General features: G+C 58.6%; 7 protein-coding genes. 4 read left to right on the plus strand and 3 right to left on the minus strand.

The window, feature by feature from the left end; genetic code table 11:
* Positions 1-135: 135 nt before the first annotated feature.
* The 3 genes from CA51_RS25750 to CA51_RS08810 all read left to right on the plus strand — a co-directional run bounded on the left by CA51_RS25750 (position 136) and on the right by CA51_RS08810 (position 3,355).
* The gene (locus CA51_RS25750; RefSeq protein ID WP_197451695.1) at positions 136-291 is read left to right on the plus strand and encodes a hypothetical protein; all 156 of its coding nucleotides are present in this window, start codon (positions 136-138) and stop codon (positions 289-291) included.
* Between the two features lie 109 nt (positions 292-400).
* Positions 401-2,083 carry a proteasome accessory factor PafA2 family protein gene (locus CA51_RS08805; RefSeq protein WP_197451696.1) on the plus strand — a complete coding sequence of 561 codons (1,683 nt, stop codon included), beginning with the start codon at positions 401-403 and terminating at the stop codon, positions 2,081-2,083.
* 303 nt (positions 2,084-2,386) lie between these two features.
* A complete protein-coding gene (locus CA51_RS08810; protein ID WP_145119726.1) occupies positions 2,387-3,355 on the plus strand; it encodes an Lpg1974 family pore-forming outer membrane protein in 969 nt (322 codons plus the stop codon).
* Positions 3,356-3,770: 415 nt separating this feature from the next.
* On the opposite strand, the gene CA51_RS08815 is transcribed toward CA51_RS08810, so the two are convergent.
* Both CA51_RS08815 and CA51_RS25755 read right to left on the minus strand, forming a co-directional pair.
* Positions 3,771-14,780 carry a Calx-beta domain-containing protein gene (locus CA51_RS08815; protein ID WP_197451697.1) on the minus strand — a complete coding sequence of 3,670 codons (11,010 nt, stop codon included), beginning with the start codon at positions 14,778-14,780 and terminating at the stop codon, positions 3,771-3,773.
* A gap of 621 nt (positions 14,781-15,401) precedes the next feature.
* Positions 15,402-15,593, minus strand: coding sequence for a hypothetical protein (locus CA51_RS25755; protein WP_197451698.1), 192 nt, complete (start codon positions 15,591-15,593; stop codon positions 15,402-15,404).
* Positions 15,594-15,645: 52 nt separating this feature from the next.
* Here CA51_RS25755 and CA51_RS08820 point away from each other — a divergent pair, with 52 nt between their 5' ends.
* Positions 15,646-16,563 (plus strand): Lpg1974 family pore-forming outer membrane protein, encoded by a 918-nt coding sequence (locus CA51_RS08820; protein WP_261343081.1) that lies wholly within the window; start codon positions 15,646-15,648, stop codon positions 16,561-16,563.
* Between the two features lie 197 nt (positions 16,564-16,760).
* On the opposite strand, the gene CA51_RS08825 is transcribed toward CA51_RS08820, so the two are convergent.
* Positions 16,761-17,930: an alpha/beta hydrolase family protein gene (locus tag CA51_RS08825; protein ID WP_145119732.1), complete on the minus strand. Its 1,170-nt coding sequence runs from the start codon at positions 17,928-17,930 to the stop codon at positions 16,761-16,763.
* Between the last annotated feature and the right edge of the window lie 63 nt (positions 17,931-17,993).

The raw sequence follows: 17,993 nt of genomic DNA on the forward strand, positions 1-17,993 counted from the left end.
TTCGCCCAACGCCCCACACCGCGAAATCACTTGATTGTGACCCGCAAATCTTTCTTCTATAATCAAGCGAATGGAGTGGGAACGATTCCGCATCGCCCATTGTATCCGATCACCTATCGATTCAGGAGCGCCCCTGTGAAGACGGACACCATTCTCGAAGCACCGCAGACCAGCGAAACGTTGCCTCAACCGCAAACCTTGGAACAGATCATCGACCGAGTCGCCGTCGATGCCCAAGATCAACCGCAGCGATATCTGGACGAGGTTGTCGTTCCCGACGGCGGCGAATAAATCGATCGGCGAATCTTTTAAAGGGTGGGGCGACGATCGATCATCGCCCGACCGAATCAGCCCGTCGGGGCGTGCTGTTTGAATTTGCGCACCCCGGCAGGCGAAGCTCTTGAAAACCAACGCTCCAATCTTTCAACGCTTACTGGGGCTGGAGACCGAATACGCGATCCGCTTTCGGCCGCACCAAGACGGGCCGCCCGTAAAACAGATCGAACTCTATCGCTCGCTGTTGGAGAAGTTCCGGGAGCGATTGCCGACGGCGACCGGCAGCCTCTTGGAAGAGAAGCACTTCACGGCCAACGGCGGCACGATCGGTTTCGAACGCGTTTTGCATGCGGGCGGTTTTGGGCTGATCGAAGCGGCGACGCCGGAGTGCCAGAGTCCTCGCGATGCTTTGGTCTGGCAGCGTGCTCAAGATCGTTTGCTCAGCGAGTCGGCGGCCAGTTGTCGCGACGATGGCGAACTGGTCTTGATCAAGAACAGCCGCGACAGCCAAGGGAACGCCTACGGCACTCACGAGAACTACGAGATCCAAGTCACCGGCTGGCTGGGGCTCGCGTGTTGGCGTGTTGTCTTGTTGTTAGCGGCGACGATCTGTCTGCTGTTTTGGGTAATCATGGTCCCGTTGGTGATCGTCGCGATCCCCGCGTACCTGTTGATTGCTGTGGCGGTCTATCCGTTTGCTGTGATGCGAACCGACAGCGGGCAGCGAGCGGAATTGTTCCGTAAGTTCTTCGGCGATGGATTCGACACATCCGAAGATGCCACGCCGATCCCACGCTCGGTCGAACGGGCACTGAACCGCGTGGCGATGATCGCACTGAGTCCGATGCTGTTGACGATCATCGTCGCTGCCAGGTTCTGTCTGTATCGTCGACATGTCCGAATGTTGACGCCGTTTTTGGTCAGCCGATCGATCCTCTCGGGAAGCGGTTGGGTTTCCCATAGCGGCGATTTTTTGTTGGCTCAGAAAGCTCCCGTGCTGCGATTTATCTTTGGTCCGCTGGGCAACCACGCTTATCCTTTGTTCAGCGTCGCCCATCTGATGGATGCTTGCCTGATCGGATGGTTTAATCCGATGGACCTCTTCAGCAACCTGGGTTCACGCCAACGGATGCAAGTCTGTTTGGGAGACTGCAACATGGCGGAGGAGGCTGAATATCTGCGGCTCGCCACGACCACATTGATGATCGATGCGATCGAAGCGGGCGCGATCAAAAATCCACCGCGCGTTCGGCGACCGATGCGCGCATTGCAAGCTGTGGTTCGGGACGAACCGATCGAGCGTGCGATCGCCGTCCACAACGGCCGACCGATGACAGCACTCGACGTCCAGCGATGGTACCAAGCCGCTTGCCGCCGATTTGTGGAAGCCAATCAGAATCGGCCCGATGAAGCGTACGAAGTGCTACAGCGGTGGAGCGATGTGCTGGATGGATTGGCCGGTGATCGCACGATCCTTGTCGGCCGCATCGACTGGGTGACCAAGAGGATGTTGTTGAAACAAGCGGGCCAGAACCTGCCGTTGCCGGCCAACCGCAAGCTCGACATCAAGTACCACGAACTCTCATCCGACGGGTATTACTTGCTGCTGGAATCGGCGGGTGAGACCGAGCAGATCGTCAGCGAGCAGGAGATCCTGCGAGCGATGCGCCAGCCGCCTCCCACACCACGCGCGATGCGGCGTGGCAGTTTCATCCGCGAATTCTCCGGCACCGACACTCCCGTGCATGCCTCGTGGAACAGCATCCGTCTGGGCAAAGCCTTCGGCAACCGCCGCGTCCGACTGTAGATCTCGGCCGCGTGACGGAAAGATCCTCTCTAGGCAGAGGCTGCGAATTTTGCAACGTTCGCCAGCGAAAGTGTGAAACATAAGACGCACTGGTAAACTCTGTGTCAGCACGGGTTTACAGTCCGGCCCCGCTTTCGTCCTCTCGGCTAGGGTTGCTTTCCGTCGGCTTGCGACAGCTTTCTTTAAGTCTTTGAAAGTTGGCCAGAAAACGAGGGGAATTTGGCGACGAAATGCTCGATATCGAACTGTAGGGGATCACCGATAAACCACTTAGCCGAATGCAAACGTCGGGAATCGAAAATCATGCTGAAGTTCCGTCGGAAACGATTTCAAGTAGCCGCTTGGTTCCTCTTGTCGATGGGGATCACATCGATCGCGCAGGGGCAAGGTGAGTGTGCCGACCCAAGTCTCGACGATGTCGTTGGCGGGTGTGAGACCACGAGGTGGAGCTTCGGTGCCAAGGCTCTGTTTTTGGAACGGACCGACGACGACAATCGAATTTTCTGGGGCCCCAACGGCAACTTTGATTCCGACGAATTCGATTTGGGATTCCAACCTGGCTACGAACTCAATGGCCGCTACAACCTCAATGACTCCTACGCGTTGACCGTGCGATGGATGAGTGTCGATCAATGGAGCGACAGCCACCGCGACCTGGTTGGACCGGCGAGCAACGCGACCCTGAACGCTTCGCTACCGTTCACCTTTCCCGGTGTCACGTCGATCGATGGCGTTCGCACATCCGACTTGCATAGTCTGGAACTTGGCATCAGTCGGCGGTTTACCGACGCGATCCGATTCACGGCAGGTTTTCGATACCTGGAGATCGACGATCGGATTGGCTTTCGTTTAGACTCTTTCTCAACAACAACGATCGACACTGCGGCGCAGAACCGGCTGTACGGTGGACAGATTGGCCTGGAATCGGAACTGTTCCGCAGTGGGAAATGGTCGCTCGACGGCTTTGGGCAGGTCGGTCTTTTCGGCAATGCCGCAAAACAATCGACATTGCTCGACACGGGACTCGTTCAGCTTCGCGATGCGGGGGACCGTGGAAAGCTCTCTTTCCTGGCAGAACTGGGGCTGAATGCACGGCGAAGCCTGACCAGCCAGCTAGATCTCGTCGCGGGCTATCAGATCATGTGGATCACATCGGTGGCCGTCGCGTCGGATGAACTTGTGCATTCGAACATCCTCGTACCGCACGGCGTCGACGCTTCCGACAGTCTCTTCTATCACGGAGCGACTGTGGGGCTGGAATATCACTATTAGCCAGCCAGGGCAATTAAGCGTTTGTGCTTAGGCGAGTTGCCCGGCAAACGCTGACGAGGCGTCGTTCAAGCCAACCGGACGCTAGCGGCTTGTCGGTTTAATCAGCCGGTTGGGCGTTAGCCCCGGTTCCGCTGCCACTAAACCGGGGCTAACGCCCAAACGGCTAATGCAAGGAAGCTCGTTGTGACTAAACCGACAAGCCGCTAGCGCGTGTCGGGTGATACCTCAAATTAATACAAGCACTGCTTCGTTCTTCTAATCAGCCAACAGTGCACCCCCGCGGTTTCTCGCCGCGGTGTCAGCCGACATGCGGACCGGTGGCCAGATCTCTCTGCCCGGCACCATCAGCCAGCGACGGCTGACTGGTTTACCTCTCATCTCAAAACGATGCTGTTGTTTTGGGATCCTGCTCGGCTTAGAACAACTCGCCGAAGACAAGGTCGACAGCGTTCTCGTACTCGTCCTTGGAGTTGGCATCTTGTTCCTGCAGATCGCTGGGGCTGTCTGGCGACTGGATTTCGACGGAGTTCGGCGAATCGAAACTCGCTGCTTTGGTCGTCTTGCTGCCTGACAGGAACGCGTCGACTGCGGCGTCGTAAAGTTCGGGACTCTCGTTCGAGGAGTCGCGATCGTCGAACTCGCCCTCCGGTGGTAGCCCGGTGCCTGCCAACGCAGCCGCTTGGTTCACGTGGTTGAGCACTTGCAGCGCGTCGAAGGGAGTGACCCGACGATCACCATTGACGTCAATCATCGATTCGCCATCGCTACTTTGGTCGGACAACGACGCATCGCTGGTCGTGTTCAATCGGTTGATCACAATCAACGCATCGATCGGCGTGATCGCCCCGTCTCCGTTGACGTCTCGCGGTTCGGAGACGTTCTGCCAGACGCTGCGGTCCTCGACGGAGCGTAGAACAAACGTCGTGCTGGAAAATTGGACCGGCGTGCCGCGATCGGTCGCCGTGACTCGGATCGACCACTGGCCCGATTCGGGAATCGAATCGCTGTGGAAACTCTGCGACGTCGGATCGAACGACAACCAGTCGGGCAACGGCGATCCATCGGTCAGGCGTGCGTTGTAAACGAGTGTTTGATCCGAATCGGGATCGACAAAGGAGTCGCTTGGAACGTCAAACGCAAACGGCTTGTCGACCGTCGCCGTGAAACTCGGCAGGTCGTCGGACAATTCGGGAGCTGCGTTGTCGGGAGCTGCGTTGTTCTGAGTGACGACGAGGGGAGAACCGGCGATACTCAACGGCAAGACATTGGTGACCTGCGGATTGGGAGCCAATTCAAATGCTTGGAACAGATAGTCTTGGCCCTCCATCGTCAATGGAATCGGAAGCAAGCCGGAAGTCGTCCCGTCGCTTCCACCTTCGGCCAGGGAGGCGAGGGTGGGATTCGCGATTCCCAGCGTCACCCCAAATTGCGGAAAGTAGGTTGAGCCCGGTTCGGTCCCCCAGACAAAGACGACCACTCCGTCGGGCGTAACCCCCGAAACTTCCAACCAGAGCTGTTCGTTAAGCACTTGCTGGAAGCTGATGATCGGTCCATCACCCGAACTGGTGACCTGCAGGTTATCCAAGGGCATCGCGTCGTACTTTGGATCGTCGCTGGCGACGGTGGGTTCAATGGCAAATGTCGCGATGCCATCGTCAACGCCATCATCCTGCCCCTGGATTGTCAGCGTTTGAGGTTGATCCCAATTGGCTGGCGTAAAGGTCAGCGTCGTCGTCGCGGCAAACGGTTCGCCATTGGTGGAAACCAGTCCTTGGGTGGAGTCCGTCGTGGTCCACTGCACCGTGACCACGTCGGTCGGTTGCGATTCAAGAACGACGGTCACGTCGCTGGAACCACCATCATCCGATACCGTTAGCCCGGCCGTCGGTTGAACAGCGATCCCCACGGTGTCGTTATCGAGAATGGTTCCCGTCGCGGTCCCCAGTGAAACGGGCCTCGAACCAAACGACGTGCCCGAGGTGAGATCGACTTGGAAGTCTTCGTCGAATTCATCGATTGCGTCCTGCACGCTGGCAACCGAGAAACTCTGTGATTCCACGCTCCCCGCCGCAAAGGTAACCGTCTTCGCCGTGCTGTCGTAATCGACGTTACCGCCGGTCGCGGTGCCGTCGGTAACGTTGACAGTCAAACTCACAGCGGTGTCGATCGGATTGTCCAACGAAACGGTGAAGAGAGCGTTTCCGCCTTCTTCGATCGATACGTTTTCGACAGTAAACGTTGCCGAGTCGTCGTCGGTGATCGTGCCCGTTGCGGTATCGGTCGCCGTGACGTCGCGAGCACCAAGCGTCGTCGCGGTGCTGAGCGTTGCGGTGAAGGTCTCGGTCAGTTCGACAAGGTTTTCTTCAGTCGTGGCGACACTGAAAGTCTGCCCGGTTGTCGACCCGGCGGCAAACGTTACCGTTTGCGCCGCGTTGTTGTAGTCCGATCCTGTGGCGGTTCCGCCGCTGAAATCGATGTCGACAACGACGGCGGTGTCGATCGGGTTGTCGAGAGAAACGGTGAACAGAGCGTTTCCACCTTCTTCGATCGACACGTTTTCGACGGTGAAGGTTGCCGAGTCGTCGTCGGTGATCGATCCGGTTGCGGTATCGGTCGCCGTGACGTCACGTGAACCAAGCGATGTCGCAGTGCTAAGCGATGCGATGAAGGTCTCGGTCAGTTCGACGAGGTTTTCCTCGGTCGTGGTGACACTGAAAGTCTGACCGGTCGTCGAACCGGCGGCGAAGGTGACCGATTGCGCCGCGTTGGCGTAGTCCGCGGCGCTGGCGGTGCCGCCGCTGAAATCGATGTCGACCACGACCGCAGTGTCGATCGGGTTGTCGAGAGAAACGGTGAACAGAGCGTTTCCGCCTTCCTCGATCGTTACGTTTTCTACAGTAAACGTTGCCGAATCGTCGTCGGTGATTGTTCCCGTTGCCGTATCGGTCGCCGTGACGTCGCGAGCACCAACAGCCGTCGCTGTACTGAGTGCTGCGGTGAAGGTCTTGGACAGTTCGACAAGGCTGTCTTCGGTCGTGGCGACACTGAAAGTCTGACCGGTCGTCGAACCAGCCGTGAACGTGACCGTTTGCGCCGCGTTGTCGTAGTCCGAGCCGCTGGCCGTTCCGCCACTGAAATCGATGTCGACAACGACCGCGGTGTCGATCGGGTTGTCCAACGAAACGGTGAACAGAGCGTTTCCGCCTTCTTCGATCGACACGTTTTCGACCGTGAAGTTTGCCGAATCGTCGTCGGTGATCGTTCCCGTTGCGGTATCGGTCGCCGTGACGTCGCGAGAGCCAATCGCCGTCGCGAGGCTGAGCGATGCGATAAAGGTCTCGGTCAGTTCGACAAGGTTTTCTTCGGTCGTGGCGACACTGAAAGTCTGCCCGGTTGTCGACCCGGCGGCAAAGGTGACCGTTTGCGCTGCGTTGTCGTAGTCCGATCCGCTGGCGGTTCCGCCGCTGAAATCGATGTCGACCACGACCGCGGTGTCGATCGGGTTGTCCAACGACACGGTGAAGAGAGCTGTACCGCCTTCTTCGATCGTGGCGTTTTCGACGGTGAAGGTCGCCGAATCGTCGTCGGTGATCGTTCCCGTTGCGGTATCCGTCGCCGTGACGTCGCGAGCACCAATGGCCGTCGCAGTGCTGAGCGATGCGATAAAGGTCTCGGTCAGTTCGACGAGGTTTTCCTCGGTCGTGGTGACACTGAAAGTCTGCCCCGTCGTCGAACCGGCGGCGAACGTGACCGTTTGCGCTGCGTTGTCGTAGTCCGCGGCGCTGGCGGTCCCGCCGCTGAAATCGATGTCGACCACTACAGCGGTGTCGATCGGATTGTCCAACGAAACTGTGAAGAGAGCGTTTCCGCCTTCTTCGATTGTGACGTTTTCGACGGTAAACGTTGCCGAATCGTCGTCGGTGATCGAATAGACATGCGTCGATTGGATCGTGTTGTCACCGTCAGCATCTTCAATTCGCAGCCCCGAGGATGGATTGGTAAGACGCAACTGAACATCTTCGGACAGCTCGACCGAGTTGTCGTCGGTGATGTCCAGGGAAATCGCAACGGCTGTTGCCAGAGTGCCGTCGTAGGTCCCCGCGGGGATCGTGACGCTGGTGGGGAGAGTGAAGTCCGTGCCAAGCGTTGCGGAGCCGCCTGTGATGGTCAGGTCGATGGTTTGCGGCGTGTTGACGATCCCGTCGATCAACAACTTGGGAAGGTTGCCTCCATCGGCCTCGGAATCGCTGGCGGTCGCAACACTAAATTCGACATCGGCATGGAACCGGAAATTCGCTACCGAATCGAGTTCGCCTTGAATCAGGTACGCATCCGCTTCCCCCGTGAATCCGGCCGGGGTGACCAATGCTGCTGCGGCAGCGGTGGCGTCGGCACGCGTCTCACCGAGAATCGTAAGCGTTGCCAGTCGAAGAGTTTCACCGGCGGGGACGGTGACATCGAAAGTCCAATAGACATTGTCGTCGATCACCTGCACCGCGGAAGGTGCCAATCTGCCGGGACCATAGATGTAGTGAATGATTGCGGGTGAACCGGTTCCATCGGCATCGTCGGTGCCGATCCAACGATCGGTGACGTCCGCGGTTGCGTCGCCGCTGGACGTGGTAAAGACGTTGGTCGCCGCGTCGGAACCGAGATTTCCGACAACCCGAACGGTCGTGGTGATATCCGCGCCCGTCGCGTTCTGCAATACTTCGATCGTGCGCACGAAGTCTTCGCTTCCGTCGGCGAGCAGGGTGACTTCCCGCGATACCGTCAGACCGCTGAGAGCCTGTGAACCGGTGGCGACGGTTGCTCCCGAATCGGTGAGCGTTCCGGAGGCAGTCGGTTGGAAGTCGACGCCGTCGATCTGCAAGCGGTTCAGGCCGTCGAACGCATTGTCGGGCCCCTCGATCAACTGGCCACTTCCATGGTTTGCCATGTCGATTTCAATATCCGCTCCTCCCGCGGACTCTACATCGACAACAAAATCAATCCGGAAGCTGCCGCCGGCGGCTCCATCGCCGTCACCGTCGATTGGATAGCCTGCGGGATCGGTCAACGTGTCCGCAACCACCAATCGGTAAACGCTTTCGGTGAGTCCAGCGAAGGCCAGCGTGACCGAATCGCCGTCGTAAGTCGCCGACGTGATCGTCACTTCCACATCGTCGCCGCTTCCCAACAGGCCGTCTTGCCCGACCGAAACCAGCGTAAAGGGAGCTGTCGCGGCAGTCGGGTCGACGTCACGACTGAAGTCGATCGTCAATTCGGTTGTTCCCGAAACGATCACCCCCGCGTCCAGATCGGGAACCGTGACAGTGACCGGTTGGAAGTCCGTTACCGTCACCGTTACAGTGCTCGAAGAGGTCGCGCCGTTCTGATCACGCATCGTGTAATCGATCGCGACGGTCGCTAGTTGGCCGGCGGAAAGTTCATCAAACGCGGGGCCGGGATCAAAGACAACCCGATTCGCAACGATGCTGACCGAACCGGCTGCGGCGGGGGAACTGGCGAGTCCGGTTGTCGAGGCGATCGATACGCCGGTCAGTAAGAAATTGCTAGGACCGTCGTCGCCATCGACATCGGTGTCGTTAGCCAGGGCGTCGATCGTGACCGGGGCACCCAGCAAAGTCGACGCCGCATCGGCCGCCGCGACCGGATCGTCGTTCACCCCGTTGACCGTGACGGTAACCGTTGCGGAATCGGTTAGGCCTTGGGAATCTTCAATCTGATAGGTAAAGGTCACATCGACCGAATCGCCAAGATCCAGATCGTCAAAGTCGCCATCGGGATCGAATGTGATCGTGCCATCGGCGTGGTTGTTCAGCGTTCCTAACGCGGGAGCGCTTAGCGCTACGGTGAGTGTGCGATCCAGATTGTCTTCGGCATCCGAATCGACCCCATTCCCATTGTCCGCAAAGAGATCGATCAACACCGACGCATCTTCGGTCGTGCTGACGGCGTCGGGTTGGGCGACAGGTGCCGTGTTGACGACAAACAACAGTTCCACGTCATCTCCGTCCCCTCCTCGATACGTGATCCAAGCGGGACGCCCCGAGCCGAGGAAATCGCTGCTGATCGTCGCGCCTTCGGGAAGGCCGTCGAACGTCCCAGACCCGCCGGTGCGTTGGATGATCGTGTAGCGCTGGTTGCCGACCGGAGTGTAGCCGATCATTCCTGCAACGTTCAGCGCGACCCCGGTTCCAATGTCGACCGATCCGGTTGCGTCGATTTGGTCGTGAAAACCGCTGCCGTTGCCCGCACCGGAGCCATCGAGGTCGACAGTGAAGCTGCTGTTATCGGCAAGCAGCATGTCGCCGTCGGCGCTGAAAATGCCGACCGATGCACCTGGCTGCAGGTTACCGAACAGACGTAGCGTTTCGACAGTCAGGTCGGCGCCGGCGGTATTTGTGTCGGTGATCGCACCGTCGCTGTGGATTTCCAGCAGCTGTGCGTTGCCGGTCAGATCGATCGCCGCGTTGATCGTCACATCGCCACTGCTGGCGTCGCCGACAATCAGCCGTGGGGTCGAGATCAAATCGAGTTCGGCATCGGTCAGCCCAAGACTGTCCGCGACGTGAGTTCCCAGGCTGATCGGTCGATCCGTTTGCGCCGAAGCGATGGAAACGCCATCGGTCGATAGGATCTCGGCTTGCAAGTCGACGTCTGCCGCGTGCAGCGCGATCGAGCCATCGCCAGCATCCAACGCACCCGTGCCCAGCCCAAAACCAGACTCCTGCGAACCAAGGACCACTCGGCCACCGCCATCGTTGGGAAGCCGAATAAATAGACTGTCGCTATTTTCATCGGCCACCACCGTCCAGTAATCGACCCCTACGTTTGTGGTGCCAATCACGCTGTTGGTGCCGGAGATTACACCGCTGATCCCCGCGCTGCCGCTGACCCAGGTCAAAGCCGCTACATCGGTCGCCGCACCGTTGTCCCAGTCGGGACTAATCACGACAAAATTGCCGTTGGCAATCCTCGTAAGAAAGCCACTGCCGACCATATCGTCTGCCTGGGAACCGACAAGGCTGTTGGCCGCGCTGACTTCGCCGCGGACTCCCGTGCTGCCGTCACCCCAAGTAACAGCACCGGCGTTGGCGACGGTCCCGTTGGCCCAGTTGGGACTGAAGACCAGATAGTTGCCGTTGCCGAGGTCTGCGATAGAGGACCATCCCACTCGGTCATTTGCGGTGGAACCGACAAGGCTGTTGCTGGCGCTGATCTCGCCGGTGATTCCCGTGCTGCCGTCTGCCCAAGTAACCGCCCCCGCATCGGTTACCGCACCGTTGTCCCAGGTGTGACTGCCGACCACATAGTTGCCGTTGTCGAGCGCCCTCACACCCAAGCCCACTTGGTCTCCAGCCGTGGAGCCGACGAGGCTGTTCGCAGCGCTGATCACGCCGGTGCTTCCCGTGCTGCCATTACCCCAAGTAACCGCCCCCGCATCGGTTGCTGTGCCATTGTCCCAATACTGGTTGTGGATCACAAAATTGCCGTTGCTGAGCGCCGTCAAATCGGACCGCCCTACATTGTCGTCGGCCGTGGAACCGACGAGGCTGTTAGCAGCGCTGACGATGCCAATCGTGCCGGTGCTACCGTCTCCCCAAGTAACCGCTCCCACGTCGTCTGCCGTATCGCTGTCCCACAAATGACTACTGACGACATAGTTGCCGTTGCTAAGCGCCAGTACATTGGAGAATCCCACTTGGTCATTCGCGGTGGAACCGACGAGGCTGTTAGCCGTGCTGACCACGCCGCTAATTCCGGTGGTGCCGTCGCCCCAAGTAGCCGCGCCCACATCGGCCGTAGCTCCGTTGTCCCAATCGGAGCTGGAGACGACATAGTTGCCGTTGCTGAGCGGCGTCACCCCGGCGTTGCCGACATAGTCATACATATTGGAACCAACGAGGCTGTTAGCGTCGCTGACCACGCCGGTAATTCCCGTGGTGCCGTTGCCCCAGGTAACCGCGCCCGCATTGTCTGCCGCTCCGTTGTCCCAGCGGGGGCTGGCGACGAGATAGTTGCCGTTGCTGAGTTCCGTCACGCCGTAACTGCCGACTGCGTCATACGCCGTCGAACCGACGAGGCTGTTGCTGGCGTCGATCACACCGCGGACTCCCGTGCTCCCATTGCCCCAAGTTACCGCCCCCGCATTGGTTTCTGTGCCATTGTCCCAATAGTAGCTAACGACAACGTAGTTACCGTTGCTAAGAGCCGTGACGTTGCCGTTGCCGATGTTGTCAGACGTGTTGGAACCGACAAGGCTGTTGCTGGCGCTGATCTCACCGCTGACTCCCGTGCTGCCATCGCCCCAGGTAACCGCTCCCACATTGAAATCCGTCCCGTCATCCCATAATGGTGACTGGACGACATAGTTGCCGTTGCTGAGCGGCGTCACCCGATGCAAGCCCAGCATGTCAAAATCGCGGGAACCGACAAGGCTGTTGCTGGCGTTGACCTCACCCTGGACTCCCGAGCTGCCGTCCCCCCAGGTAACCGCCCCAGCATTGGTCGCTGCACCGTTGTCCCAGAGGGAACTGCGGACGACATAGTTACCGTTGCTTAGTTCTGTCACGCCGCTATTGCCGACGCTGTCATCCGTCCGGGAACCGACGAGACTGTTGCTGGCGCTGACCGCGCCGCGGACTCCTGTGCTGCCGTCGCCCCAGGTCACAGCCCCTGCGTCGATCGCCGCACCGTTGTCCCAGAGGAGACTGCGGACGACATAGTTGCCGTCGGTAAGCACTGTCAAATACTCGTCGCCGACGTTGTCATCCGCCGTGGAACCGACCAGACTGTTGCTGGCGCTGACCACGCCACTGATTCCAGTGCTGCCGTCGGCCCAGGTTACCGCACCGGCGTTGGTTGCCGCACCGTTGTTCCAATGCGGGCTTTGGATCACATAGTTGCCGGTGGCAATCGCCCTCACGCCGCCGCTACCGATCCGGTCATCGTCGCCAGATCCTAGCAGCGTGCTCAGTAATTCCCCTGTCTGACCGTTAAAGAGATAGACAGCGCCTGCGTCGTTGCCGCCAGCGTCATCATAGGGGGAGGTGACGACGACGTTGCCCGACGTCAACGGCACAACGGTGGCACCAAATTGATTGCCGGTGGCTGGGTTGGGATCGACAAACTGAGCCAGCGCCATCGCGAGTGTCAGCGTGCCGCTGCCATCCCCATCGCTATCGGCTTTTAAGGTCTGCAGGCCGCCGTTCGAAAGCAGGGGAGCCGCGATGGTGATGTCGTTTGTTGCATCGAGCGAAATCGATCCGCCGCCGGTCTCGATCGAAGCCTCTGTGTTGATCGTGTCGGAAGTGATCGCCAACTGTTTGTCAGCCAGCGAAATCGAACCGTTGATGTTCACGGTATCGTCGCCCGACTGGCCATCGATGATCAGATCGGCAGCGTAATCGGAGGCGAGTCCATCGACGTTGATCTGATCGGCACCGTCCCCGGCGTTAATCGTTAATGAACCACTCGGATTCAGGAACGTTACCACTTCGCCCGCCGTCGAATCGACGGTGGTGCTTCCTGCACCGGCATCGGTCACTACGATCGTTTCGTCGACCGAACTGTAGTTCAACGTCACGTTCGTTGCATTGATCGTCGACGCGATCGGCTCGAGCCCCAAATACGAAATCGTCGGATTGCCGCTGAGGTCGATGCTGCCGCTGTGTTCATCGACAAAGTGGTAATCTGCGTCGGCGAAACTGCCGCCGCTGAGCGCTAGCGAATCGCTCCCCGCACCGCCATCGAAGTCGACTCGGTGGGCGAACTTGCCGGCGGAGTAATCGAGCGACAACACGTCGTCGCCCGCCCCTCCATTGAACAGGATCTTGCCCGAAAATGCCGCGGCGGGAACGGTGATCGTGTCGGTTCCATTGCCGGTCGCCCCGGCGATGTTGATATATCCAATCGGCTGCGGCGTCGGACTCGAGATGTCCTGGATCGTGTAGTGCGTGCCGTCGAAACTGACTTGCAGATGATCCGCCTTGCCTGCGGCAGAGACATCGCTGATCACAAGATTGTCGCCGATGATTGTAGCGCTTGTTGCCGATTCGACAGGGACTCCCGTCACCGCTGTCAGGACGACGTCATTTCCTGTGCCACCGACATACGATATTTGCAACGATTGCCCACTGACGTTGATCAGCCCACCCTCGCTCAAACCCGAAAACGTACCGACGATGGGGTCCGATAGATCGTTGTCGATGATCGTGAAGGTGCTGCCGACAACTGCCGCGTAACTTAGGTCGACGTTCAGCGTCGCGTCGTTGAGATCGATATCACCGCTGAGATTCACCTGATCGTACTGCGTCCCGACGGTGGTGCCGTTCAGATCGATATCGACTCTGTTGCCGCTGCCGACGAAGCGAACCGATTTGCCGAGCGATAGGATACCGGTCCCACCCACAGGCCCAGGGCTCAACGTCGCACTCGATCCCAACTGGATTCGGTCGTCGGCGTCGGCGTGGCTGCTGTCGATCGAACCCGAACCAGCCAACGTTGCCGAGGAGACGGCAAACTCGTTGGAATGGGACGCATCAAGTGTGGTCGTGCCATCGAAGATGACACTGCCACCTCCGATAACTCGTAGGTCGTTTTTGTCGACAGATGAAATATCGCCTCCCAGCCGAAGCGAGGAATCGACATAACTTTGCAAGAAGAAGTTGTCCCGAATGGTGTCACCAAAAACGATGTCGCCGTTCCAGGCGTTTTCGCCGATCGATGCGAGTGTGCCGCCGGAAGTGACCGTTAGCAGTTCGTCGGCGACGGTGATCGAATTCTCCAACTGCAATTTTGCGTCGTTCGACAGGCTTGTTCCGGTGGCGGGCGTGCCGTCGGCGGTTCCCAGTCCCCCAGCATCCTCGACGACCAACGAGCCGCCGGTGATCGACGTGCTGCCGGTAAAGGAGTTGCTGGCAGCAAAGACTGTCACCCCATTGCCACCGCTGACAAGATCCCCCGCACCGGAGATCGCGTCTTGGATCAGAGTCGTTCCCGATGTCGTGGTGAACGATAGATCGTGGCCATTCAGATCGATCGACCCCTGGACCGAAAACGTTCCGCTTCCTGAGTTGCCAATCAAGGCGTTGTCCGTTAGCTGGACATCGAGACCAAAGGTATTGTCCGAACCATTCGACGTGACGCCCGCGGACAGCTTCACCGCGCTGCCCGAGATCTCGTAGTTGCTGCCCGCGATCAAGATCGAACCAAATTCCGTCCCTTCTGCAAAGTCGTTGACGTTGGCCGGACGAGGCGCGTCTGCCGGGAAGACGAGGTCGTCGACAAGTCCTGGAACCGCATCTCCTTCCCAGTTCTCAGCCGTGCTCCACAGGTCGTTAGCGCCCCCGCCATCCCAAGTCGATACGGCCAACAGGCGTCGGTCTTCCAGCGATTCATGCCATAAGGTTCGTTGCATCAGCCCCCTGCGACGGGCCGCGGCGCGTTGGTGCTTGCGTTTTGACGAACCAAATAATTTGCCATGAATGCGCATTCTCAATCCCAAACTTTGATGAACCTTGCTGCCAGCTTTCAGACACCAGCCTTGCCCTCACTCTTGCGACGCAAGTTACGCAACAGTAAGCAATTCCACCGAGATACAACGATCCCGTCCCCAACGGCTGAAACCCAGGAGTCTAGTCAACATGCATCAGGGGGGGAAAGATCAACCCACACTGATTCGGAGCTTTCAGCACGAAGGTTTCCGTTTTTCTTCAACCGGCGCCGGTTGAACTTGTAGATGTGTAAACCGGAGTGACCAATTGAAGAGTCGAAGCTGAAGTGTTTGGCCCGTCGGGAATCGCTGCAGACGCTCGGCAGGCGTTGTTGCTCGCCAGTTGATAACGCAGACCAAGCCAAGGTTTCCCCGCGGCGGCGAAAGACTTGCCTGCCAACCGCCGCCTCCAACTGTGATCGCGGCGACAGTCTGTCGCACAGTTCCTCTCCATCTTTCTGCTGCAAATTTTGAACAACGCATGCAGCGTTCGACAGCAAAAATGGAAACACAAGATGCTGTTGTAAACTTGATGTAAAGGGGCGTTTACTGTTCGTCTGCCGAGTTAGTCGTTGCGGTTTGTGTGGGCTCCCACTCCGGTTGCGGCAGCTTTCTTCGAGTCTTTGAACGTTGGCGGGAAAATGAAAGGGATTCCGCAATGAAATGTTCGATAGCCATCTTTGCGGGATCGCCGATAAAACATTCAGACGGATGCTCACGAACGGAATCGACAAACATGCTGAAGTTCCATCAAAAACGATTTCAAGTAGCCGCTTGGTTCCTCTTGTCGATGGGGCTCACTTCCATCGCGCAGGGACAATTCGGGTGCGATGCCTCAAGTGGTTGCGATGCAGTTGGCTGCGGTCCCACCACAAGTTGGAGCTTCGGTGCCAAGGCTCTGTTTTTGGAACGAGCCGACGATGACGTTCGCATTTTCTCGGGAGCCAACGGCAACTTTGATTCCGACGAATTCGATTTGGGATTCCAAGCTGGCTACGAACTCAATGGTCGCTACAACCTCAACGATTCCAACGCGTTAACCGTGCGATGGATGAGCGTCGATCGATGGAGCGACAGCCATCGCGATCTGGTCGGACCGGCAGGCAACGCAACTTTGAATGCGACCGCGCCGTTCACCTTTCCCGGTGTCACGTCGATCGATGGCGTTCACACATCCGACTTACATAGTCTGGAACTTGGCATCAGTCGGCGGTTGACCGAATCGGTCCGATTGACGACCGGTTTCCGTTACCTGGAGATCGACGATCGGATCGGCTTTCGTTTAGACGCCGCAGCGACCCCAACAACCATCGACACCGCGGCGCAGAACCGATTGTACGGTGGACAGGTTGGCTTGGAATCGGAACTGTTCCGCAAAGGGAAATGGTCGCTCGACGGCTTTGGGCAGGTCGGTCTTTTCGGCAATGCCGCAAAACAATCGACATTGCTCGACACGGGAGTCGTTCAGATTCGTGACGCGGGGGACCGTGGGAAATTCTCTTTCTTGGCAGAACTCGGGCTGAATGCACGCAGAAGTCTGACCAGCCAGCTGGATCTCGTGGCGGGCTACCAAGTCATGTGGGTCACATCGGTTGCCGTCGCCTCGGATGAACTTGTGCATTCGAACTTCATCGCCCCGCACGGCGTCGACGCCTCCGACAGTGTCTTCTACCACGGAGCGACAGTGGGCTTGGAATATCACTATTAACCACCGGTGCAAACCCTGTGGTGCCTGTCCCACTCCCGAGTGCAACTTGCCGCGAACGAAAACGGTCCGCTCTCTGAGTTACCAATCGAGGCAATGAGGTTTGGCCATCGCTGCCGAGCCTCGTGATGAAGAGCTAAGCTCTCGATGCTGGATAGTTGAACTTGCTGGAGCGCCGATTCCGGTCGTCGCGTAGATGGCTACTTGGCGTTGGTCGGTTGGCCGAAGTGCTGTTGCAGGAATTCAAGCGTTTTGTTGTTCGACCAGGCGTGGCCGCCGTCGAAGAAGTCGGCTGCGACGTTGTCCGGTTTGCCCAGCAGCGTATAAACCTGTTGCAGCGTGTCAAAGCCTTCGCGGGCTCCAGCGATCGGGAAGATCCGATCGTCGACTCCATTGATCAATAGCACGGGCCGCGGCGCGTAGAGTGCAACGACATCGGCCATCTCTGCATAATGCATGATCCGCGGCAGACAGTTGCAGATGCAGTGGCGAATCGGAAAGATCGATGATCGATAGGTCGAGAATGCTCCGGCGATCATCGCCAGCTTGACCCGTTCGTCCAGCACCGGCAGGTACATCGACAGCGTTCCACCACCGGACAGCCCAGCAACGCCGATCTTGTCGGGATCGACCTCCCCATCGCGACTCTGCAGGAAATCGATCACCCGCATCGCATCCCAGCATCGCAGGCCTTGTGGGGTCATCCCCAGCAGCAACGAATCCATCGTCATCTGTGTACAGCTGCGGCGCAGACTCTTGATCCCCACGTCCTGATTCCCGGCGGTCTCATTCCAACCGCGGACGTTGATTGCCGCGGTGACGTAGCCGTGCTTGGCCAGGAAGACCGCGTAGTCGAGGCTGCTGTCTTGGATCTTTTTCGCCGCTTCGGCGCTGTCCGCTTCACCGATATAGGGAACGATCCCGCTGTGCCCGTGCAAACAGACGATCGCCGGCAGCGGCGCTGCGCGTTGATCAGGCACAAAATAATAGACCGGCGCCCAGTAGTTCGCTTCGGTGCGAACGTAGATCTTGTGTCGAGTGAACGTTTCGAATTTCTTCTCTTCGGCCCACTTCACTTCCAATGGAACCCGCTCGGGCATCTTGCCCAACAGATCGACGACAACCTCCTGCAGACCCTGTTGCCATTGCTGATGTTCAGCCACCGTTTCCGCTTGCCATCGCATCGTCGGTTCGGCGCTATCGGCTAGCTGAGCAAAACTGCCGGCGATCTGATGCGGCACCTGCACCGCCGCCGGTTCCTCCGCATGCAGTGACTGCGGCGTTGCTGTGAATTGGCCGCCGGCGAGCAGACTGATTCCCGTCAGCAGGGAGATGGCGAAGCGGATGGCTGGGCGAGTGGTTTGATTCATCGAAAATTCCTACGCTGGGAGTGTCTTTTGTCGTTGCATGCGACCAATTGCTGGGCACAAGCC

Source organism: Rosistilla oblonga (assembly GCF_007751715.1).
Classification (GTDB): Bacteria; Planctomycetota; Planctomycetia; order Pirellulales; family Pirellulaceae; genus Rosistilla; species Rosistilla oblonga.

What these genes read in the sequence shown, in the direction of transcription:
- CA51_RS08825 (WP_145119732.1), bottom strand. Translation starts at nt 17,930, where the DNA reads ATGAATCAAACCACTCGCCCAGCCATCCGCTTCGCCATCTCCCTGCTG.
- CA51_RS08810 (WP_145119726.1), top strand. Translation starts at nt 2,387, where the DNA reads ATGCTGAAGTTCCGTCGGAAACGATTTCAAGTAGCCGCTTGGTTCCTC.
- CA51_RS08815 (WP_197451697.1), bottom strand. Translation starts at nt 14,780, where the DNA reads ATGCAACGAACCTTATGGCATGAATCGCTGGAAGACCGACGCCTGTTG.
- CA51_RS25755 (WP_197451698.1), bottom strand. Translation starts at nt 15,593, where the DNA reads ATGTTTGTCGATTCCGTTCGTGAGCATCCGTCTGAATGTTTTATCGGC.
- CA51_RS08820 (WP_261343081.1), top strand. Translation starts at nt 15,646, where the DNA reads ATGGGGCTCACTTCCATCGCGCAGGGACAATTCGGGTGCGATGCCTCA.